The sequence below is a fragment of the Actinomycetospora endophytica genome (genome assembly GCF_021026375.1).
GTDB lineage: Bacteria > Actinomycetota > Actinomycetes > Mycobacteriales > Pseudonocardiaceae > Actinomycetospora > Actinomycetospora endophytica.
In genome coordinates, this window is sequence record NZ_JAJNDB010000001.1 from 1324591 (window position 1) to 1344343 (window position 19753).

General features: G+C 75.9%; 17 protein-coding genes. 8 read left to right on the top strand and 9 right to left on the bottom strand.

Annotated features, from left to right (window positions below; translation table 11 throughout):
* The first annotated feature begins 27 nt into the window (after positions 1-27).
* Together LQ327_RS06445 and soxR are read left to right on the top strand one after the other, a co-directional pair.
* Positions 28-456 carry a hypothetical protein gene (locus tag LQ327_RS06445; protein ID WP_230730683.1) on the top strand — a complete coding sequence of 143 codons (429 nt, stop codon included), beginning with the start codon at positions 28-30 and terminating at the stop codon, positions 454-456.
* A gap of 314 nt (positions 457-770) precedes the next feature.
* The gene (gene soxR / locus LQ327_RS06450) at positions 771-1211 is read left to right on the top strand and encodes a redox-sensitive transcriptional activator SoxR (protein WP_230730684.1); all 441 of its coding nucleotides are present in this window, start codon (positions 771-773) and stop codon (positions 1209-1211) included.
* 51 nt (positions 1212-1262) lie between these two features.
* On the opposite strand, the gene LQ327_RS06455 is transcribed toward soxR, so the two are convergent.
* The gene (locus LQ327_RS06455; protein WP_230730685.1) at positions 1263-2147 is read right to left on the bottom strand and encodes a TroA family protein; all 885 of its coding nucleotides are present in this window, start codon (positions 2145-2147) and stop codon (positions 1263-1265) included.
* 105 nt (positions 2148-2252) lie between these two features.
* On the opposite strand from LQ327_RS06455, the gene LQ327_RS06460 reads away from it, so the two are divergent.
* A complete protein-coding gene (locus LQ327_RS06460; protein ID WP_230730686.1) occupies positions 2253-3026 on the top strand; it encodes an EI24 domain-containing protein in 774 nt (257 codons plus the stop codon).
* Here LQ327_RS06460 and LQ327_RS06465 read toward each other — a convergent pair.
* A complete protein-coding gene (locus LQ327_RS06465) occupies positions 2998-4179 on the bottom strand; it encodes a DUF2399 domain-containing protein (protein WP_230730687.1) in 1182 nt (393 codons plus the stop codon). The two genes, LQ327_RS06460 and LQ327_RS06465, sit on opposite strands and share 29 nt — an antisense overlap.
* A 51-nt stretch (positions 4180-4230) precedes the next feature.
* Between LQ327_RS06465 and LQ327_RS06470 the strand changes: the two genes are divergently transcribed.
* Positions 4231-4668 (top strand): VOC family protein, encoded by a 438-nt coding sequence (locus LQ327_RS06470; RefSeq protein ID WP_230730688.1) that lies wholly within the window; start codon positions 4231-4233, stop codon positions 4666-4668.
* Position 4669: 1 nt separating this feature from the next.
* Here LQ327_RS06470 and LQ327_RS06475 read toward each other — a convergent pair whose 3' ends face one another.
* The 4 genes from LQ327_RS06475 to LQ327_RS06490 form a co-directional block, all read right to left on the bottom strand.
* Positions 4670-5830, bottom strand: a complete 1161-nt coding sequence (locus LQ327_RS06475) for a TIGR02678 family protein (RefSeq protein ID WP_230730689.1) — start codon at positions 5828-5830, stop codon at positions 4670-4672.
* Complete coding sequence (locus LQ327_RS06480; protein WP_230730690.1) at positions 5827-7353, bottom strand: TIGR02677 family protein; 1527 nt, start codon at positions 7351-7353, stop codon at positions 5827-5829. The genes LQ327_RS06475 and LQ327_RS06480 overlap by 4 nt, the downstream gene beginning before the upstream one ends.
* Complete coding sequence (locus LQ327_RS06485) at positions 7350-11567, bottom strand: TIGR02680 family protein (protein WP_230730691.1); 4218 nt, start codon at positions 11565-11567, stop codon at positions 7350-7352. The genes LQ327_RS06480 and LQ327_RS06485 overlap by 4 nt, the downstream gene beginning before the upstream one ends.
* 62 nt (positions 11568-11629) lie before the next feature.
* Positions 11630-12559: an aminoglycoside phosphotransferase family protein gene (locus LQ327_RS06490; RefSeq protein WP_230730692.1), complete on the bottom strand. Its 930-nt coding sequence runs from the start codon at positions 12557-12559 to the stop codon at positions 11630-11632.
* A gap of 101 nt (positions 12560-12660) precedes the next feature.
* On the opposite strand from LQ327_RS06490, the gene yaaA reads away from it, so the two are divergent.
* Positions 12661-13392 carry a peroxide stress protein YaaA gene (gene yaaA, locus LQ327_RS06495; protein ID WP_230730693.1) on the top strand — a complete coding sequence of 244 codons (732 nt, stop codon included), beginning with the start codon at positions 12661-12663 and terminating at the stop codon, positions 13390-13392.
* Between the two features lie 44 nt (positions 13393-13436).
* Here the strand turns inward: yaaA and LQ327_RS06500 are convergent, their stop codons facing one another.
* From LQ327_RS06500 to LQ327_RS06510, 3 genes are all read right to left on the bottom strand, one after another.
* Entirely contained in the window at positions 13437-14255 is an 819-nt protein-coding gene (locus tag LQ327_RS06500; protein ID WP_230730694.1) for a serine hydrolase domain-containing protein, read from the bottom strand.
* A gap of 24 nt (positions 14256-14279) precedes the next feature.
* Complete coding sequence (locus LQ327_RS06505; RefSeq protein ID WP_230730695.1) at positions 14280-15182, bottom strand: serine hydrolase; 903 nt, start codon at positions 15180-15182, stop codon at positions 14280-14282.
* Between the two features lie 98 nt (positions 15183-15280).
* Positions 15281-16297, bottom strand: a complete 1017-nt coding sequence (locus LQ327_RS06510; RefSeq protein WP_230730696.1) for a mechanosensitive ion channel family protein — start codon at positions 16295-16297, stop codon at positions 15281-15283.
* Positions 16298-16446: 149 nt separating this feature from the next.
* Here LQ327_RS06510 and LQ327_RS06515 point away from each other — a divergent pair, with 149 nt between their 5' ends.
* The 3 genes from LQ327_RS06515 to LQ327_RS06525 all read left to right on the top strand — a co-directional run bounded on the left by LQ327_RS06515 (position 16447) and on the right by LQ327_RS06525 (position 19732).
* Entirely contained in the window at positions 16447-17817 is a 1371-nt protein-coding gene (locus LQ327_RS06515) for a sodium/calcium exchanger protein (RefSeq protein WP_230730697.1), read from the top strand.
* Positions 17814-18809, top strand: a complete 996-nt coding sequence (locus LQ327_RS06520) for a hypothetical protein (RefSeq protein ID WP_230730698.1) — start codon at positions 17814-17816, stop codon at positions 18807-18809. The genes LQ327_RS06515 and LQ327_RS06520 overlap by 4 nt, the downstream gene beginning before the upstream one ends.
* A gap of 62 nt (positions 18810-18871) precedes the next feature.
* Positions 18872-19732 (top strand): hypothetical protein, encoded by an 861-nt coding sequence (locus LQ327_RS06525; RefSeq protein WP_230730699.1) that lies wholly within the window; start codon positions 18872-18874, stop codon positions 19730-19732.
* The last annotated feature ends 21 nt before the right edge of the window (positions 19733-19753 follow it).

The following is a 19753-nucleotide window of genomic DNA, read 5'->3' on the forward strand; positions in this document are numbered from 1 at the left end:
ACGGGCGACGGCTGCGACGATCGCCGGGTGGGCACCTCCAACCGCGAGCGCCGCGCGGCCAAACAGCGTCGCCGCGACCAGCGGCGCGGCGTCCCGGCCGCGGAGGCCCCGCGACCCGACGTCGGGCGGGGCCTGCCCGCGGAGACCCTGCGGGCGCTGCTGCGCCGGACCGCCGCCGACCTCGCGGCCGGCCGGGAGGACGCGCTCACCGAGCTCCGGCACCTGCTCGCCGAGCACCTGGCGCGGCGCCGCACGGAGATCCTGACGGCGTGCGACGAGGTGGTCGCGGACGTCCCGCGGCCCGCGACGGTCCCGGCCGGGGACGTTCCCGCGGCCCTGGTCGCCGCGCTCGACGAGTCCGCGCACCCGGTGTCGTCCTGGGCCGACGCGGCCGGGGCGAGCACCGAGGAGGCCGCGCTCGCCACGGTCCGCCTCCTCGCCGCGACGACGCCCTGACCCGCCTGGCCGCCTCGACACCTTTGCCGAACACTCTCGGCAGTCGGTCCCCGTGACGGATGTCCCCCGGTCCGGTGACGACGCCGCGTGACCCGTTCTCCGGCCGCCGCTCGGCCGTTGAACCCCCCAGTGAGCGGCGGGCGGGCGAGCGTCCGAGCCGCTCACGGGGGGCGACCGCCGGCGACGGCGGTGCGCGCGACCGGGCCCCGGGGGGAGCGTCGGGCGCGCGCAGGGGCGGGAGGACCGGACCGGTTCCGGTCCGGTCCTCCCGGTCCGGGTTGACCTGGACCAACGTGCAGGTCCACGGTCAGTGCATGACTGCGGCCCCTGCCGAGCTGACCGTCGGGGACGTCTCGCGACGCAGCGGGGTCGCCGTCTCCGCCCTGCACTTCTACGAGCGCGAGGGCCTGATCCAGAGCCGCCGGACCTCCGGCAACCAGCGCCGCTTCAAGCGCGAGGTGCTCCGGCGCATCGCGTTCATCCGTATCGCCCAGCGCGTCGGGGTCCCGCTGTCGCAGGTCCGGGAGACGCTCGACGAGCTCCCGGACGCGCGGACACCGACCCGCGCCGACTGGGAGAAACTCTCGACCACGTGGCGCGCGGAGCTCGACGACCGGATCCGGCGCCTGCAGCAGCTGCGCGACGACTTCTCCGGCTGCATCGGCTGCGGGTGCCTCTCCCTCGACCGCTGCGCCATGGCCAACCCGGGCGACCAGCTCGGCGAGGAGGGTCCGGGGCCGCGGCGGCTCGCATAGGTGCGCTGCGCGCCCGTGAGCAGAAAGCGATGCCAGAGCGTCAATGAGTGCTCACCGGCGCGAAGCGCACCTCCCGGGCGGTGGGGCCGGCACCGCGTCGGGGTGCAGCGCGTGCGCCAGCGCCTCGATCCCGTCGACGAGCCGGGGGCCGGCCCGCACCACGTACGACGCCGAGTCGATCGCCACCACCGGGACCCCCGGCAGCCGCTCGGCGACCGGGCCCGCCTGGTCCAGCGCGCCATCCAGGTCGTAGCCGCACGGGGTGACCAGCACCGCGTCGGGCTTCTCGGACTCCGCGATCTCCTCCCAGCTCACCGCGACGCTGCGGCCGCCGTCGACCCCCGAGATCGGCTCGCCGCCCGCCCGCCGGACGAGCTCGGGCACCCAGTGACCGGGCAGGAACGGCGGGTCGGTCCACTCCAGGACCAGGACCCGGGGGCGCTCCCGGCCCGCGAGCGCGTCGGCCACGGCGTCGAGGCGGCCGCGCAGGTCGGCCAGCAGCGGGCCGGGGTCGGTCACCAGCGCCGCCGCCAGGTCCGCGAGGCCGTCGAGCACCTCGTCGAAGGTGTGCGGGTCGAACGAGTGCACCCGGACGTCGTCGAGCCCCAGCTCGGCCAGCGCCCCGGTCACGGTGTGCCCGGGCAGGGCGCAGACCTGACACAGGTCCTGGGTGACGACGACGTCGGGCGCGGCCGACCGGAGGGCCTCGCGGTCGAGGTCGTATATCGGCAGGCCCGCCGCGGCGCGCTCGCGGACACGGGTGTCGATCTCGGCGGGGGTCATGCCCTCACCCAGGGCCGACCGGACGACGACGGGGACGCGGTCGCGCACCCCGGGCGGGTGGTCGCACTCGAAGGTCACCGCGACGAGGTCGTCGGCGCGGCCGAGCGCGCCGACGATCTCGGTGGCCGCGGGCAGGAGCGACGCGATCCGCATGGGTCCCGAGGCTAGGTGCGCTGTCGCGCCTGTGAGCAGTAAGTGACGCCCTGGCATCACTTACTGCTCACAGGGCCGGAGGCCACCCGGTGGGACGATCCGGACGTGACGGACCTCGTGCTCGGGCTGCGCCTCTACGCGCGCGGGGCGGCGACCGTGCTGAGCTCGCCGCGGCTGCTGCGACTCGGCGCGCTCCCCGCGCTGGTGACGGTGCTGCTCTACGTCGCCGTGCTCGCGGTGCTCGGCGGGTTCCTGCCCGACCTCACCGAGCTGCTCACTCCCTTCGCGGACGGCTGGTCGCCGGGCGCCCGGGAGGCCGCGCACGTCGTCGCCGGGGTGGCACTGGTGGCCGCGGTCGCGTTCGTCGCGGTGCTGGCGTTCGTCGGGGTCACCCTCGCGATCGGCGGGCCGTTCTACGAGCGGCTCTCGGAACTGGTGGACGACGGCGTGGGCGCGGTGCCGCCCGGCCCCTCCCGCTCCACGCTGACCACGCTGCTCCGGGGCGCCCGCGACGGGCTGGTCCTCGTGGCGCTCTCGGTCCTCGCCGCGGTGCCGCTGTTCGCCCTGGGCTTCGTGCCGGTGCTGGGGCAGACGGTGGTGCCGGTGATCGCGGCCCTGGTCGGCGGGCGGCTGCTGGTGCTGGAGCTGACCGCACCCGCGCTGGACCGCCGGGGGATCGGCTTCGCCGAACGGCGCCGGCTGGTGCGCTCGCGACGGCTGCTGGGCTGGGCGGTCGGGGTGCCGACCTACCTGCTGTGCCTGCTGCCCCTCGTCGGGATCCTGGCCGTGCCGGTCGGGGCGGCGGCGTCGACGCTGCTCGCGCGGGAGCTGCGGGGCGAGCCGACGGGGCTCACAGCTCCGCGAGCAGCCCGTCCATGACCCGCTCCTCGTCGACGGCGCGGGTCATCACCCGGCGCAGCGCCGGATCCCAGGGCGTCTCCGGGACCGGGCCGGTGATCGGCCGCAGCTCCACGCCCTCGAGGTCCGCGGCAGCGAGTGCAGCGGTGTAATCGGCCGCCGACATCCGCCACGGCACGACGCCGAGCGCGGCCACCCGGGCGGTGATCGCGACGCCGTCGGGATCGAAGTCGCCGTGGTGGCGCACCTGCGCCCCGGCCGCGAGCAGCTTCCGGATCAGCAGCGACGGCGCCGACGTCGGGTTCCCGGACGTGCAGATCATCGGGGATGCGAGACCCTGCTGGACGGCGGCCTCGAGCAGGCGCGGGTTCTCCACGCTCGTCACGACGGTTCCCGACGGCAGGTCCACCGTGACCTCCCGCAGGCTCAGCACCGTCAACGGCGTGGGTGCTCCGGCGGCGGTCATCGACCGGACCGCGGCGGGGATCCCGTCACCAAGCAGCGGGAGCGCCCAGGTCAGGACCGGGGTGGCGACGAGGTCGCCGGGCAGCCCGGCCGCCGCCCACAGCTCGGGGTCGTCCCAGTGCCCGTCGCCGGCACGCAGCGCCAGCGCCAGGCCGACGGGCCGGCGGTAGGCCCCGCCGCGGTCGAGGTCGTGGGCCCAGCGGACCGCCTGCGCCGCGACCTCGCCGCGGCTGCGCTCGCCCGGGGCGTCGGCCAGCGCCAGGACCCGGGCGACCACCCGCACGGTCCGGCGCGCCGCCTCGTCGTCGGGAATCCGGGAGCGCACCTCGTCGACCCACGCCACCACCCACGGCTCGCCGCCGAGTTCCTCCCGGGCGGCCGCGGTGAGCGCCTCGTCGCGGTCCCGGCGGCGGTCGCGCTCGGCGTCGCGGGCCTCCCGGCGCCCGGTCGGGGGGCACCCGGCGTCGGCGAGGAGGGCGAGCAGGTCGGTGCCGTGGCGGGCGAGTCCCCGCTCGAGGGCGGCCAGGTCGAGGCGGCTCGTCGAGCGGCCCGGGGCGATCTCCCGGAGCCTGGCCCGGACGTCGGTCGGCGTGCCGTCCGGCAGCGGTACCCAGCCGCGGTTGTCCAGCCCTCGCCGCTCGAGCGTGGCCCGGACGTGACGCCAGAGCGGGGTGAACTCCTCGCCGAGGAGCACGGGCGGGACCGGCATGCCCGCAGCGAACCACGCGTGACTGTCAGGGGTTCCCGGCAGGATGCCGGTATGACCCGAGAAGTCCAGATCACGTTCGACTGTGCCGACCCCGGAGCCCTCGCCGCCTTCTGGGCCGAAGCGCTCGGCTACCGCATCCAGGCCCCTCCCCCGGGCTTCGAGACCTGGGAGCAGGCCCTCGAGGCCTGGGGCGTCCCTCCGGAGCGCCGCAACGACGCCTCCGCGGTCACCGATCCCGAGGGCTCCGGGGCACGGGTCTTCTTCCAGCGCGTCCCCGAGGGCAAGCAGGTCAAGAACCGGGTGCACCTCGACCTGCGCGCCGCCCCGGGCCTTTCCGGCGACGAGCGGATGAAGGCCCTGGAGGCGGAGGCGACGAGGCTGATCGGCCACGGCGCGACCCGGCTGCTGCGGGTCGAGCCGGAGCCCCCGTTCGTCGGAGGCAACATCGTCATGGCCGACCCCGAGGGCAACGAGTTCTGCCTCGACTGACCTACAGCAGGGTCGGCTGCTCGTCCTCCGCCTCGCCGTCGGCCACCGTCACCTCGGGCGCGTACCGGGCCGCCGGCGGCAGGACACGGACGGCCCCGTCGTCGGCGAGCTGCACCAGCCGCACCGAGACCAGTAGCGCGAGCACATCGGCGGCGAACCGGTCGCGGTCGGCCAGCGCCCCCTTCGACCAGTACCGGCCGTGCTCGGCCACGAGGTCGTCGAGGACCTCGCGCACCGAGACCCACGGGATCGGGTCCGGGTCGTCCTCGGGTCGGAACTGGTAGACCAGCTCGCTGACCAGCAGCAACGCCGCGTGCGGCACCGTCCCACCGGCCGGGAACGTGACGTCGGAGCAGCCCCCGTCGACGTCGAGCGCCGCGAACCCCTCCGCGCGCGCCTCCAGCACCAGCCCGGTCCGCGCCTCGATCCGCCGCGCCTCGTCGGACGCCCGCCGACGCAGCTCGGCGAACCGCGCCTGATCGAGATCCCCGGAGAGCACCAGCGGATCCTCGATCAACCGGCGCCGTGCCGCGGTCGCCGCCGACCCGCGCTCGCGCGCCCGCTCCACCAGCTCGGCCGGGGTCTCCGCGCCGACCACCGCCCCCGTCGGGAGCAGCGCCATCCGGTCCTGGCGCACCTCGAGCAGCGCGTCCGCGTCGGCGTCGTGCTCGTAGGTCGCCACCCCACGGTCCAGCTCGCGCAGCATCCCCTGCGCGATCAGCCAGCGCAGGGCCGTCACCAGCGCCCGCCGGGACGCCGCGTCGGTGTCCATGACGATGCCCGCCTCGGCCGCCGCCGAGTGCACCGCGTTGACGAGGTCGCGCAGGCTGGTCCGGTCGGGTCCGGAGGTGGTCGCGGCGAGCACCAGGGCGAGCGCGGTGTACTCGGCCGAGGTGAACGCGCGCGGGGTCGCCGAGACGGTGCGCAGCGGCCGGTCCGGCGGCACGTGGCCGGTCTTGACCAGCCGGACGCTGTCCGCGGTGACGACGAGCCGGTAGTTCAGCTCCTGGGTGAACCACGCGTCGAGGGCGTCGGCGTGGCGGCGGATCAGCGCGACCAGCTCGGGATCGGACTCGGCCGTGCGCCACGGACGGGCGAGCAGCGCGCGGGTGGCGGTGACCAGCTCGCCGTCGCGCTGCGGGTCGGAGCGGGGGGCGGTCACGGGGCGGGCTCCACGATCATCGAGAGCCCCTCGATCCGCAGCGCACCGGCGTGGGTGGGCACGGTCGTCGTCGTACCGGGACGCCGGGACACCTCGCACCGGACGCCGTCGAGTGACACGCTGCCGGACGACGCCTCCGGCCCCAGATCCGCGACGGCCCGCGTCAGCACCCGCTGCAGCTCGCGCAGCGCCGGTTCCGAGAGCCGGGCCTCGAAGCCGCCCGCCCCGGCCTCGAGCAGCTCGGCGCGGGCCGCGGCCGCCCGCTTCTCCACCTCCGCGCGCCGGGCGAGCAGGTGACGGCGCTCCTGGCTGCGGTCCTGCACCCGCGAGGTGCGGCCGCGGCTGGTGGTGTCCCCGCGCTCGCGCAGCGAGACCGGGATCGTCGCGACCGGGGCGTCCCACCACGACGTCGCCGAGGCCACCGGGTCGGTGTCGTCCCCGCCCGCACCGCCGAGATGCCGCGCCCCGAACATCCCGAAGGCCGCCGAGGCGAGCTCGTGCGCGCGCGGCGCGTCGGAGCGGGAGAAGAACGTCGCGAGGCGCAGGAAGTCGACGCGGCGCGACGAGCCGGCCGTGCCGGTGCGCGAGAGCCGGGTCAGGTTCTGCGTCAGGGTCCGGACGGCGTCCACCGCGTCCCGCTCGAGGGTCTGGACCCGGCTCGGCCGCCCCGGCGCCGCGAAGGTCCCCGTCGCTCCGCTCGCCCCGCCCAGGAACCACGACGCCAGGTTGTCCCAGTCGGCGACGGCCGCCCCGGGCTCGCGGCGCACCCGCACGCTCGACAGGCCCGCCGCGGCGACCCGCGCGGCGAGGCCGTCCGCGGCGCGCTCCACCATGACGTCGACCGTGGGTTCCACCTCCACGAGCAGCGCCGAGATCGGCCGCGCCGCCCGCCGCAGCGTCTCCAACCGCTCCCCGACGTAGCCGACGAGCACCTCGGAGAAGAACGCGAACTCGTCCTCGTCGAGGTCGAACCGCGACTGCCACTGGTTGATCGCGGCGAAGAACTGGGTGATCTCGGCGGAGAAGGCGACGTGCGGGTCGAACACCGCCCGGACGGCCTCGGCGAGCCGGTCCGGCGGGGCGGTCCGGGCGTCGAGCCGGGTCAGGGCCTCGAGCGCCGCGCGCAGCTGCTCGAGCCGGCCGAGGGACACGTCGCGCACGTCGTCGACCTGGGCGAGCACGCCCTCGACGAGGTCGTGCACCTCCTGCCCGACCCGGGTGATCAGGTAGCGGTTCCGCCGGCGGTAGTAGTCCTCGACGGTGCCGACCTGCCCGACCGACGCGGACACCTCGAGGTTGCCCCACTCGCGCAGCTGCTCGAGCCGCCCGGTGACGGTGGCCTCCTCGAGCTCCAGCCCGGCGTCGGCCAGGCGCGCGGTGACCTCGGCCGGGGTGAGCTCGGCGAAGAAGGTCCCCGCGAACACGGCGAGGATCGCGCGGTAGTCCGGCGACTCCGTGACGTAGGAGAAGACCGTGGTGCGGATGCCGGCGCGGACGGCCGGCTCGTCCCCGGAGGCCGTCACGACGCCGCGACCGCCAGCTCGGTGCCGTTCCAGCGGTAGTGCACCAGCGCGATGGCGCGCAGCTCCGGGTCGCGCAGCACCTCGGTGATCGCCAGCGCGGGCACGTTCGCGTGGGTGCCCCAGAGGCGCTCGGAGGTGACGACGAAGTCCACGTCGAGATCCACGAGCAGGCCGAACAGCTTGGCGTGGTTGTCCTCGGAGACCTTCGCGAACGCGTCGTCGAGCAGCACCAGCCGCGGCGCGCCGACGGCGTGCGGGTCGTGCGCGGCGGCACTCGCGGCGGCGGCGCTGGCCATCGGCAGCACCGTGACCAGCTTCTTCTCGCCCTCGGACAGCGTGGTCCGGCGCGTCAGCAGCTCGTCGTTGCGGTTCGGGCGCCGCAGGTAGATGCGCATCTCGTGCCAGGTCCGGTAGTCCAGGACCTCGCCGATGACGGTGCGGTAGGACGCCTCGGGATCCTCGGTGCGGGCCTGCTCGACGAGGCCCTTGACCGCCTCCCGGACCTGGTCGTCCTCCTCGGGGGTGCGCAGGTCGGGGTGCTTGCCGAGCAGTTCCAGCGCGGTCGCGGTGTCCGGGTCGAGGTCGCCGCGCGGCTTCCACTCCAGCCGGACGCCGATGCCCTGGCTGGACGTCACGCCCTTGAGGATCCGGTTGATCCGCTCGACCAGCTCGCGGGCCGCGAACAGCGCGTCGGCGACCTCCCGGGCGACGCGGCCGTGCAGCAGGTTCCGCAGCGCCTGGTCCTGCTGGGCGGAGAGCAGGCTCGTCGCGCGGCGTCGCTGGATCGCGACCCGGTGGACCATCTGGGCCAGCACCGCGCGGGTCGGCCCGGTGACGTGGACCGCGAGCGGGGTGCCGTCGGCGCCGCGGCGGGACTCGATGTCCCAGCCGGACGCCAGGTGGTCCCGCGTCGAACGCAGCGCCTTCTCGAGGGCGTCCTCGGTGACCTGCACGCGCGGCGCCGGGATGCGCTCGCGCAGCGCCGTCACCAGCTCCTCGGCTCCCTCGACGGTCTCCGGGGTGGCCGGGATCGGCTCCGGCGGGGTCTCCTCGGCGGGCGCTTCAGCGTCGCTGTCGTGCCCCGCGAACGGCTCGTTCGTCACGGTGGAAGGTGACGAACGCGCCGTTCGTGACTCCGGGGTGGACGGCTCCCCGGCCCGCTCCGCCGCCGCCAGCAGCCCGGGCACCTCGACGGCCTCGACCAGCCGCGCCCGACCCGCCGTCGCGGCTTTCTCCCGCTCGGTCACCGTCTCCCGCGCCGACTCCACCCGCAGCTCGGCCTCGCGCACGGCCACGGTGGCGTTGGTCTGCTCCTCGCGCGCCGTGTCGAGCCGTCCCGCGACCTCACGCAGGTGCGTGTCCAGCTCCGACACCCGCGCCGCGACCTTCGCCGGCTCCTCACCGAGCGACGCCTCGACGGTGTCGAGCTCGGTGCGCACCGACGCGGCGTGCCCGGCGGCGGCGCGGTGGTCGGTGACGGCCGAGGCGAGATCGGTGACCTCCCGCTCCCAGCCCGTGATGGCCTCCCGCCACGCGCGGCCGCTCCGCCGGACCCGCTCGGTGGCCGACTCGACGGCTGCGAGCGCCCGCTCCGCGTCCGCGATCGCCTCGAGCAGTTCCTCCAGCCGCGCCGGGTCGGTCGGCAGGTTCGCGTCGGACGCCTCCTGCTGCAGCCGCGCCACCGCGTCGTCGGCACGACGACGGGTCTCGGCCGCCGTCGAGGCCCGCTCGGCCGCCCGGCCCGCGGCCTCCTCGGCGTAGCGGGCGGCGCCGGTCGCCGCGACCACGGCGTCGTCGACCGCGCGGGTCGACGGCAGGTCCCGGACGAGGACCCGCAGCGCCTCGGCGTGCTCGTCCAGCGCCCCGGCGACCCCGCGGGCCGTGGCCAGCCGGGCCTGCGCCTGCTCGATCCGCTCCGCCAGCTCCGCCAGCCGCCGCTCCCGGGCCTGGGCGCGGGCCCCGGCCCCGACGTGCTCGGCGGCCGGCTTGGTGTGCCGCCCGCGCAGGGGACCGGCGCCGAACGACCCGTCGTCGGACACCCACAGCCCGGGCCCCGGCGCGATCCCGATCCCGGCGAGCACCCCCGCGACGACGGCGGTGGGCACCGCGCCGGTGTCGATCGGGGCGAGCAGCTCGCCGAGTCCACCCGAGCCGCCGTCGGGACCGGCCGTGACCAGCAGCTCGCCGCCGTCACCGCGCAGCGCCCCGTCCGCGGTCACCCGCGCGGCCAGCAGGCCGGACGCCTCCAGGGCGGCCTCGAGGCCGGCCCGGGACCCGTCGTCGAGGCGCTCCGCGAAGTCGACGACCGAGGCGAACAGGATCCCGTCGTCGGTGTCGGCGTCGGTGCGCCACGCCTCGCGGGGCAGCGGCAGCTCGTCGGCCGCCTCGACGCGGGCGTATTCGGCGCGCAGCTCCTCGAGCTCGCCGCTCACCTCGTCGACCCGCGCGGACGCCCGGCTGCGCGCGGCCGCGAGGGCCCCCGCGGCGTCGTCCGACACCCGGCGGGCCGCGCTGACGAGGACCTCCGCCCGACGACGGAGGTCGTCACCCCCGTCCCTATCGGCGTGCTCGGTTGCTCTGTCGGGCTGCTCCGTGGCCGGCACCGGGAGCCAGCCGGTCTCGCCGTCGGGCTCGGCCGCGGGCACGGCGGCCAGGTGGGTCGCGAGGCGCTCGTGCCACCCGCCGACGGCCTCGGCGTGCTCGTCGGCCGCGACCCGGGCGGCCCGGCGGGCGGTGTCGGCCTGCTCCGCGGCGGCGTCGGCGCGCTCGCGGGACTCGGTCGCCTCCGCGTCGGCCCGGTCGGCGGCGGCGGTGTCCCGGTCGGCGGCCGCGGCGCGTTCCCGCAGGTCACGGACCGTGCTGCGGTGGGTGCGCAGGCCGTCGGCGACCCCGACGAGCTCCGCGGTGAGGTCGTCCGCGGGGTCGGTGTCCTCGGCGGGCACGTCGACCGTCGTGTCCCCGGCCTCGTCGTGCCGCGGCTCGGTGACCAGGGCGGGCGGGTCGGGCAGCCGGACAGGCGCGGACGCGGTGCGCGCCGCGGTCGCCACCTCCTGGAGGTGCTGGGTCACCCCGGCGAGGTCGGACTCGAGCTGCCCCCGGGCGCCACCGACGGTGTCCGCGGCGGTCGTCGTGCGCGTGTGGGCCCGCTGCCGGACGCCGTCGAGGGTCGCGGCGGCGTCGTCCGCGCGGCCCAGCTCGTCGCGGCGGCGCACCAGGTCGGCGTGGGCCGAGTACTCCGGCAGGCTCACCAGACCCTGCCGCTCGGAGGTCGCCCGGGCGTGCTCGTCGGTCAGATCGCCGACGGTGCGGGTCGCCCCGTCCCGGGCGGTCACCGCGCGGCCCGCCGCCGCCTCGTCGCGCTCGAGGCGCTTGCTCGCCGTGCGGGCGGCGTCCACCGACGAGCCCGCGCCCTCGACCGCCGTCATGAGCACGCGGCGGGCGTAGTCGGCGTAGACCTCGACGACGCCGTCGAGCGCCTCGGCCGTCGCCGCGAGGTCGGTGACGTTGCGGCGGTGGTCCTCGAGGTCCTCGAGGGGCTGGGCGGCGTCCGAGACGGCGTCGTCGGGGACCGGCGGCAGCGCCTCGCGCATGGTGCGCGGCAGGTCGGTGTCGATGCGGTCGCCGACGCGCGGGTTGCGGACCTGGTGCAGCAGCCGGAAGTACGCCGAGGGGTCGGTCCCGCCGAAGAAGCGCCGGGCCACCTCGGCGCGGTACTCGGCGGTGGAGCCGAACACCTGGCCGTGCGACCCGAGCTCGGTGCGCAGCACGTCGGCCGAGAACGGCACGTCGGCCTCGGTGAGCCGGAAGTCGATCTTGGCGCGGCGGTCGGTGGAGAACCACCAGGTGGCGACGCGGTCGGTGCTGCGGTTCGCCCGGACGCCGCAGCCGACGGTGCGGTACTCGGTCCCTCCGCCGTCGGCCTCGCGGACGAACTCGATCCACAGGTAGCCGGTGCGCTGGGTGTCGTCGTTGTCGGAGAGCATCCAGCTGCGCAGCACCCCGCGCTGCTCGCCCGCGGCGTCGATCTTGCGGACGTCCGCCTCGAGCAGGAACGGCAGCAGCATGTTCATCGCGGTCGACTTGCCCGAGCCGTTGACCCCCCGCAGCAGCAGGCGTCCGCCGGCGAAGTCCAGCACCTCGTCCTGGTACTGGTACACGTTCAGGATCCCGGCGCGGGACGGCTGCCACCGCCGCGTGCTCTCCGTCTGCGCCACCCGGAGGAGGGTACGGATCGGCCGCGGCGGGCCCGGCTCACGCCCGTGCGGGGGAACGCGGGTCACACCGCGTCGAACGGGGACGGGTTCCCGAGCGTCGCGAGGGTCTCGCGGGGCGCGCCGGCGAACGGGTGCTCCGGGCCGGCGGCGCCGACCGCGCGGTGCCAGGTCAGGGCGCGGGCGACGACGGCGGCACGGCAGGCGGTCTCGGCGGTCCGGACCAGGTCGTCGTGGCCGGCGAGGTCGGAGAACCCGGCGAGGTACGCGTTGCGGGCTCGGGTGACGGCGGGGTCGTCCGGCGCGACGCCGAGGGTGCGGGCGAGGCCGCCGAGCGCGACCAGCAGGCAGGCGAACGGGTGCGCGAGGACCGCGTCACCCCAGTCGTAGAACCTCGGGCCCCGGCGCAGGATGTTGCCCGGGTGCAGGTCCTGGTGGTCGACGGTGACGAGGTCGGCGCCCGGAGCGTCGGTGAGTCCGGCGGCCCAGCGCGCGACGAGGGCGCGGCGTCGGGGGACGTCGTCGTCGAACCCGGTGGCGGCAACGGCCTCGTCGAAGCGGTCCGTCAGCGCGGCGGGCGTGGCGTCGGGGACCCCGGTGGCCAGGACCTCGGCATGCGCCGGGGCGACGGCGCGCTGCAGGCGGGCGTAGATGCGCAGGGCGGTCGCGACGGCGGCGGCCAGCTGCTCGGGCGGGCCGTCCCGCAGCGTCGGGCCGCCGTCGGGGAGCAGCAGCCAGCCACGGTCGTCGTCGCGGGCGAGCGGGACGAGTACCGCCTCCGGGGCACGCGCGGCGAGCACGCGGTACAGCCCGACCTCGGCGCGGGCGGCCGGGGTGGTGGCCTTGAGCCAGACCGGGCCATCGGGGGTGGGGAGGCGGAGGACCGTCGACCAGGGCCGCGCGCGGGCGACCGGCTCACCTGTGATCCGGACGTGCTCGGCCGCCCAGGCGAGCTCGTCGGTGTGGTTCCCCACCGGCCCCGCCCCCGTCCCCACGCGCTGGTGGGGAGATCATGCCTGCCGCCCCACCCGTGAGGTGTGCGTGCGTTTCCGTGCCCTGGGACGGGAACGCACGCACGAGACCGGAGGTCGAAACCGTGCTCGTCGTGCTGCCCCCGTCCGAGACCAAGGCCGCGGGCGGTCGGGGCGCTCCGCTGGACCTGGAGGCGCTGACGTTCCCGGCGTTGAACCCGGTGCGTCGCGAGCTGGTCGACGAGGTGGTGGCGCTGGCCGACGACGTACCCGGCTCCCGGGAGGCGCTCGGGGTCAGCGAGCGCCAGGACGACGAGATCGAGCGCAACGCCGCGCTGTGGACCTCACCGACCGCGCCCGCGCTGCGCCGCTACACCGGCGTGCTCTACGACGCCCTCGACGCCCGGTCCCTGACGACGGCCGCCCGGCGCCGGATCGCGGTGTGCTCGGCGTTGTTCGGGCTGGTCATGGGCACCGACCCCATCCCGGCGTACCGGCTCTCGTGCGGATCGTCGCTGCCGGGGCGCGGCGGGCTGCGAACGGTGTGGCGCCCGGTGCTCGGTCCGGTGCTGGCCCGACTCGACGAGCACGTGGTCGACCTGCGCTCCGGTGGCTACGCGGCGCTGGCCCCGGCTCCGGGCGCGACGACGCTGGACGTGGTGTCCGAGTCCGGCGACGGGTCACGGACGACGGTCAGCCACGCGAACAAGTCCTACAAGGGCCACGCGGCGCGGCTGCTGGCCTCGACGCGCCGACGGCCGAAGGACACCGGGGGCGTGCTCGCGGTGCTGGCCGACGCCGGGCTGCGGGTCGAGCGGGCGGACGACACGTCGTTGCTGCTGGTGGTCCCGCGGTAGGTGCACTTCGTGCCTGTGAGCACTCATTGATGCCCTGGGATCAATTAGTGCTCACGAGGCCGGAGGCCACCCAGGACGGAATCCGTGAACGCCGGCCACGCCTCCTTGGCCCACTCGCCGAAGTCCCGGTCGGTCAGCACCACGCATGCGGCGTCCACGGCCGGGTCGACCCACAGGAACGTCCCGGACTGGCCGAAGTGCCCGAACGTCCCCGGCGAGCTCTCCGACCCCGTCCAGTGCGGCGACTTGTGGTCGCGCAGCTCGAGGCCGAGTCCCCAGTCGTTCGGCTTCTGGTGCCCGAGCCCCGGCAGCACGCCGTTGAGGCCGGGGAACTGCACCGACCTGGCCTCGGCCAGGGTCTCGGGCGCGAGCAGGGAGGGGTCGCGCAGCTCGGCGGCGAAGGCCGCGAGGTCGGCGACCGTCGACGTCGCGCCGTGCCCGGGGGAGCCGTCCAGCGTCGTCGAGCCCATGCCGAGCGGCTCGCACACCGCCTCGTGCAGGTAGTCGGCGAACGCGATGCCCGTCCGCGAGGCCAGGTGGTCGGCGAGCACCTCGAACCCGGCCGAGGAGTACAGCCGCCGGGTCCCGGGCTCGGCGACGACCTTCTGCTCCGAGAACGCCAGCCCCGAGGTGTGGGCGAGCAGGTGGCGCACCGTGGAGCCCTCCGGCCCGGCGGGCTCGTCGAGGGTGATCGCCTCCTCCTCGACGGCGAGCAGGGCGGCCACCGCGACCAGCAGCTTCGTCACCGACGCGAGCGGGAAGCGCCGGTCCACCTCGCCGTGCGTCGTCGTCCCGGCGGCGGTCACGACGACGGCCGCCGCGTGCTCGACGGGCCAGTCGTCCATGCGGCGCAGGCTCTCCACGGCCGCCGACCCTAACGGGCGGCCCTAGACGCCCAGCCGGTCGCGGATCGCACCGGTGGCGTCGTCGAGCACCGTCCGGGCCGCCGCGTAGCCGAAGGGCTGGTTCGACAGGATCGCGAGCACGTAGCGACCGTCGCCGTCGAGGAAACCGGCGGTGTGCAGATCGATGCTGGAGTCCAGGCAGCACAGCCAGCCCTGCTTGGCGGCCGCCGACCGACGGTCCGGGTCGAGCAGCCCGTAGGCCTGGTCGAAGCCGTCGGCGGCCCGGGCGGGCGCATCGGACATCGTCGACCGCAACAGCTCGGCGTCGGTGGGGGCGAGCCCCTCGAGGACGAACCGCAGCACCGTCGTCGTGTCCCGCGCGGAGAGCTGGACCTCACCCCACTGGGAGGGCTCGCCCGGGAGCGCGGTGTCGGTCAGGCTCAGCCGGTCGACGACCCGCGCGATCCCGGCGGCCCCGCCGTGCCGGGACCACAGCGTGTTCATGGCGGGGTCGTCGCTCGGGCCGAGCGCGGCGCGCAGCAGCGCGCGGTCGTCGTCGGTCGCCGACGACGACCCTCCGGAGAGTACGTCCACCGCGGTGAGGACCTTCGCCAGCGAGGCCGCGTTCATCGGCTCGGCCGCCTCGTCGTTGGTGGCCAGTGTGCCGGTGGTCCGGTCGAGCAGGGCGATCCCGACGACGGCGCCGGCGCGCGTCACCGTCGCGTCGGCGGCCTCGACCGCGGCCTGCACCGGCGCGGGAACGACGGGCGCGGCCGGCGCCGGGGCGGTCGGCACCACGGGAGCCGGCGCCGGGGCGACACGCTCCACCTCGACGGGCGGGTCGATCACGGGCCACAGGAACGGCCCGCCGACGAGCAGCACACCGACGACGCCGAGCACGACGACCGCCCGGCGCCACCACCGGGCGTCCGGGCCGCGCGCCATCCCGAGATGATGCCGCTCAGCCCGGTGCGTTCCCGGTGCGGTCCCGACGAACGTGACGCATCGGACACGTCGCGGGCGGGGTCAGGCGCCCGCGGGAATCACGCCGCCGTCGTCGCGTCCTGGGACGCGGCCGCCGTCGGATTGCCGGCGGACGACGCCCGCAGGTCGGACACGACCCGCTCGGTGATGGCCCGCTTGACCGCCCACTGCTTGTTCGGGCGGGTCTTGGTCGTCAGGCGCAGGGTCAGCGCGGACTCGCTGACCGACTGGACGCCGAGCACCCGCGGCGGGTCGATGATGTCGCGGGCGAGCCCGTTGCCGACCGCGGCCTGCGCCGCCTTCTCGGCGACCCGGCCGGCCTCCTCGACGTCGGTGTCCAGCTCGAGCGGGACGTCGACGACCGCGACGGCGTGGTCCTGCGAGGCGTTCCCGACCCGCTCGATCGTCCCGTTGCGGACGTACCAGACGACGCCGGAGACGTCGCGGACCGACGTGGTGCGCAGGCCGACGCGCTCGATGGTGCCGACGGCGTCGCCGAGGTCGACGTGGTCACCGACCCCGTACTGGTCCTCGAGCAGCATGAAGATGCCGGAGATGAAGTCCTTGACCAGGTTCTGCGCGCCGAAACCGACGGCGAGGCCGAGCACCCCGGCCGAGGCGAGCACCGGCGCGAGGTTCACCCCGAAGCGGGACAGCACCATCATGAACGCCGTTCCGAAGATCAGGATCGTGGCGGCGGACCGCAGCACCGACCCGACCGTCTTCGCACGCTGCGCGCGCCGCGCCGAGCCGAACGCCTCGATGCTCTCGGCGTCCGTGACGCCGCGCTTGCGGCGCAGCACGCTCATCAGGCCGGGCACGCCCGCGCCGGCCGCGACGTGGCCGATGATCCGGCTCACGACGAGGCGCACCAGCACCGCGACCACGGAGATCGCGATCACGGAGAACAGCACGGAGATCGTGGTGTCGGCGCCGCGGGCGAGCCAGGACATGCCGGTCCACGACCAGACCCGGGCGCACCACGACCCGGCGTCGGCGGCGCACTCGGGTGCGACGGCGCCGATCGGGGCGACGGCGTGGGGGAGCAGAGCAGGAAACAGCACGGTGGGGAGCACGGCGCGCGGTTCACCTCAGGACGTTCGATTCGGGGTTCTCGGATCTCGTGCCCCGACACCGTGCCTGACACCGATGGGCGACATGACAACGGGGTGGGGGCGGCGTGGCGCGGGGGTGCCGCGCGGCCCGGCCGGGTAGGGACTCCGCTATGCCCGATTCCGCGGAGAGGTCCGCGCCGCGCGTCCCGACACGGTCGCGCTCACCGCTGCTCGTCGCGGGCGCGGTGGCCGTCGCCCTGCCGGGCGTCGTCATGAGTGTGGCCGGGCTCTCGGTGTCCCCGCCGCTGGACGCGCTGCTGTACGGCCTGGCGATCGTCGGGGCGGCGTTCCTGCTCTCCTGGGCCGCGGAGGCCGCGCAGGTCGACATCTCAGCCGGGCTCGCGATCGCGCTGCTCGCCCTCGTCGCGGTCCTGCCCGAGTACGCCGTCGACTTCGTCTTCACCATCCAGGGCGGCAACGCCTACCAGCTGCACGGCCCGACCTGCCTGCCGCCCGGCTCGACCGACCAGTCGCCCTGCGGACTGGCGCTGGCCAACATGACCGGCGCCAACCGGATTCTCGTGGGCATCGGCTGGGCCCTGGTGGTGCTGCTCGCCGCGGTCCGGCTGCGCCGCGACTCCTCGCGGGGCAGGGACTCCCGCGGCGACGGCGGCACCACCCACCGCCCCGGCCACGCGACCCGGGTCACGCTCTCGCGGACCGACTCGGTGCCGCTGGCGTTCCTGCTGCTCGCGACGGTGTACTCGTTGACGCTGCCACTGCGTGTCAGCATCACGCTCGTCGACCTCGTGGTGCTCGTCGGGATCTTCATCGGCTACAGCGTCCGGGTGGCGCGCGCCCCGGCCGAGGAACCGGATCTGATCGGGCCGTCGGCCTGGGTCGGCGAGAAGGCCGCCGGACCGCGTCGGGCCTGGTACATCGGCCTGTTCGTCGTCGCGGCCGCCGTGATCCTGCTCTGCGCCGAGCACTTCGCCGACTCGCTCGTCGAGACCGGGACCGAGCTCGGCGTCAGCCAGTTCTTCCTCGTCCAGTGGGTCGCGCCGTTCGCCTCCGAGGCCCCGGAGCTGCTCGTGGCCGGGCTGTACGCCTGGCGGTTGAAGACGACCGACGCCCTCGCGACGCTGGTCTCCTCGAAGGTCAACCAGTGGACCCTGCTCGTCGGGACGCTGCCCCTGGTGTTCGCCCTCGCCGCCGGGTCGCTGCACGGGCTCCCGATCGACGTCGAGCAACGCGAGGAACTGCTGCTGACCGCGACCCAGTCGCTGTTCGCCGTCGCCCTGCTCGTCACGCTGTCGATCACGGTGTCGGGGGCGCTCGCGCTGGTCGGTCTGTTCGCGCTGCAGTTCGTGCTCGCCGCCGTGCTCAGCGGACCCGCCCAGGACCTGGAACTCCTCATCATCTCCGGGATCTACGTCGTGCTCGCGGTCGGGCTCTTCGTGTGGCAGCGACGATCACTGGGCAGACTGTTGCGCGACGGCCTGCGCACGCCCTACGTGGAGCTGACCCGGGAGCACCAGTGACCAAGCTCGCCGTGATGTACGTCCACGGCGTCGAGATCGCGGACAGCCGGTTCGCGGAGACCTCGATCGCGCTGCTCCGCGAGGAGTTCGGCCGGATCGCCGGGGTGGATCCCGACGAGGCACTGAGCATCCGGACCGCGTTCTGGGCGCCGGTCGACGAGGACCGCCAGACCGCGCTGCTCGCCCGGCTGGGCGGCGCGCGCGCCACGAGGACGTTCGGCCTGCTCGACCGGCTGGGCGGCGCCACCGACCGCGGATCGGTGACGGCCCTGCTGGGACTGGTCGCGAGTGGGCTGGTCCGCTCGCTGCCCGGCAACCCGGGCTTCCACTTCCCGACCCTGCGCTGGCTGATCGTCCACTACCTCGGCGACGCGATCACCTACCAGGCGGGCGCGGTCGACCGCCGGCACTACGACGAGGTGCACCGGGTGCTCGGCGAGGCACTGCACGACCTCGCCGTGGATGCGGGCCCCACCGCACCGCTGTGTGTCGTCGCCCACAGCCTCGGCACCGTCGTCGTCAGCGACTTCTTCTACGACCTGCAGGTGGCGGGCGGGCTCTACGACTCCCGCTCGGCGGGGGTGCCGCCGAGCGTGGCGGCGGTGCTCGACGACACCCCGGCCGAGCGCGGCGAGACCCTCGCCTGGCTCTACACGCTCGGCAGCCCACTCGCCCTGTGGGCCCAGCGCCACCCCGACTTCGGCATGCCGATCACGGTGCCCCACCCCGCGCTCGCCGGGCTGCACCCGCGCGCCGGCGGGGAGTGGATCAACGTCTGGGACCCCGACGACGTCATCGCCTCCCCGCTGCGCCCGCTGAACGACCACTACGACAAGGCCGTGGCCGAGGACCGCAAGGTGCAGGTGGCGCCGTGGTGGCTGGGCTGGTCGCCGCTGGCGCACCCGTTCTACTGGAACGACCGCCGCGTCATGACCCCGATCGCGACGTCGCTCGCGCGCGCCTGGCACCGGATGCACGTCACGGAGCGGTAACGCGGCCGCGTCGGGCGACGATCTCCCGGACGTCCCCTCCGCCGCGCCCCGGGAGTCCGTGCATGCCCCGCCCCACCCCGACGCCCCGTCAGCAGCCCGGTCGGGTCGCCATGCAGGTGGCGCGCGACGGCGGCCCGGCGGAGGCCGAGGGCGGTGCGGTGCCGTCGAGGGGCAGGCACCGCACGCCGGACACCGGGGAGCTGTCGGCCCCGGACCTCGCCGGCGCGGCGGGGGCCGGCGCGGGCCCCGCCGCGTCGGGCGCCCCGTCCCGGCACGACGTGGTCGCCCGGCAGTCGCGGACCGTCGCGCGGCGGACCGCCCCCGGGGCGCTGGAGCGGGTCGAGGCGGCGCAGGTCGCCGCGTCGCGGCCGGCCTCGGCGCCCCGGCCGGCGGTGGTCCCGAGCGCGTCGGCTCCGGCTCCGGCTCCGTCGCCGCGCCAGGCATCCGCCGGCGCGCCCGCGGCACGGTCGGCGCCCGCCACGCAGCCGGCCGCCTCTCCGTCCTCGGTCTCGCTGTCGTCCCCGGCGCCGTCCTCCGCTGCGCCGTCCTCCGATGCCGATGACGACGCGGTCACGGACCTGGTCGCCGGCCCGACCCGCCGCGGCCGCGCCGCCGTGCCGGACGGCCCGAGCACCGGCCGCGCGCCCGGGGTGATCGGGCTCGTCCTCGGGGTGCTGGCCCTGCTCGGCGCCGTGGTCGCCGCGGCCGCGCCGGACGTCGTCGTCCCCGTCGTCGGCCGGATCGGCGCGTCCCCGCTGGCGCTCGCCGGTCTGCTCGCCCTCGGGCTGCTCGCGACGGCGTGCGCGGGTCTCGGGACCGGGCGCCAGCGGCGGGGTCGGGGCGTGGCGGTGACCGGGATGGTCGTCGGGCTCGCCGCGGTCGCCGCCGCCGTCGTCCCGCTGGTCGCCGTCGCGTCCCTCTGAGCCGCCCGCCGCCGCCCCCGC

Excerpts from the sequence above, each read along its gene's own strand:
- soxR (WP_230730684.1), top strand. The coding sequence starts at position 771 with ATGACTGCGGCCCCTGCCGAGCTGACCGTCGGGGACGTCTCGCGACGC.
- LQ327_RS06455 (WP_230730685.1), bottom strand. The coding sequence starts at position 2,147 with ATGCGGATCGCGTCGCTCCTGCCCGCGGCCACCGAGATCGTCGGCGCG.
- LQ327_RS06465 (WP_230730687.1), bottom strand. The coding sequence starts at position 4,179 with ATGCCGGTCCCGCCCGTGCTCCTCGGCGAGGAGTTCACCCCGCTCTGG.
- LQ327_RS06470 (WP_230730688.1), top strand. The coding sequence starts at position 4,231 with ATGACCCGAGAAGTCCAGATCACGTTCGACTGTGCCGACCCCGGAGCC.
- LQ327_RS06505 (WP_230730695.1), bottom strand. The coding sequence starts at position 15,182 with ATGGCGCGCGGCCCGGACGCCCGGTGGTGGCGCCGGGCGGTCGTCGTG.
- LQ327_RS06515 (WP_230730697.1), top strand. The coding sequence starts at position 16,447 with ATGCCCGATTCCGCGGAGAGGTCCGCGCCGCGCGTCCCGACACGGTCG.
- LQ327_RS06525 (WP_230730699.1), top strand. The coding sequence starts at position 18,872 with ATGCCCCGCCCCACCCCGACGCCCCGTCAGCAGCCCGGTCGGGTCGCC.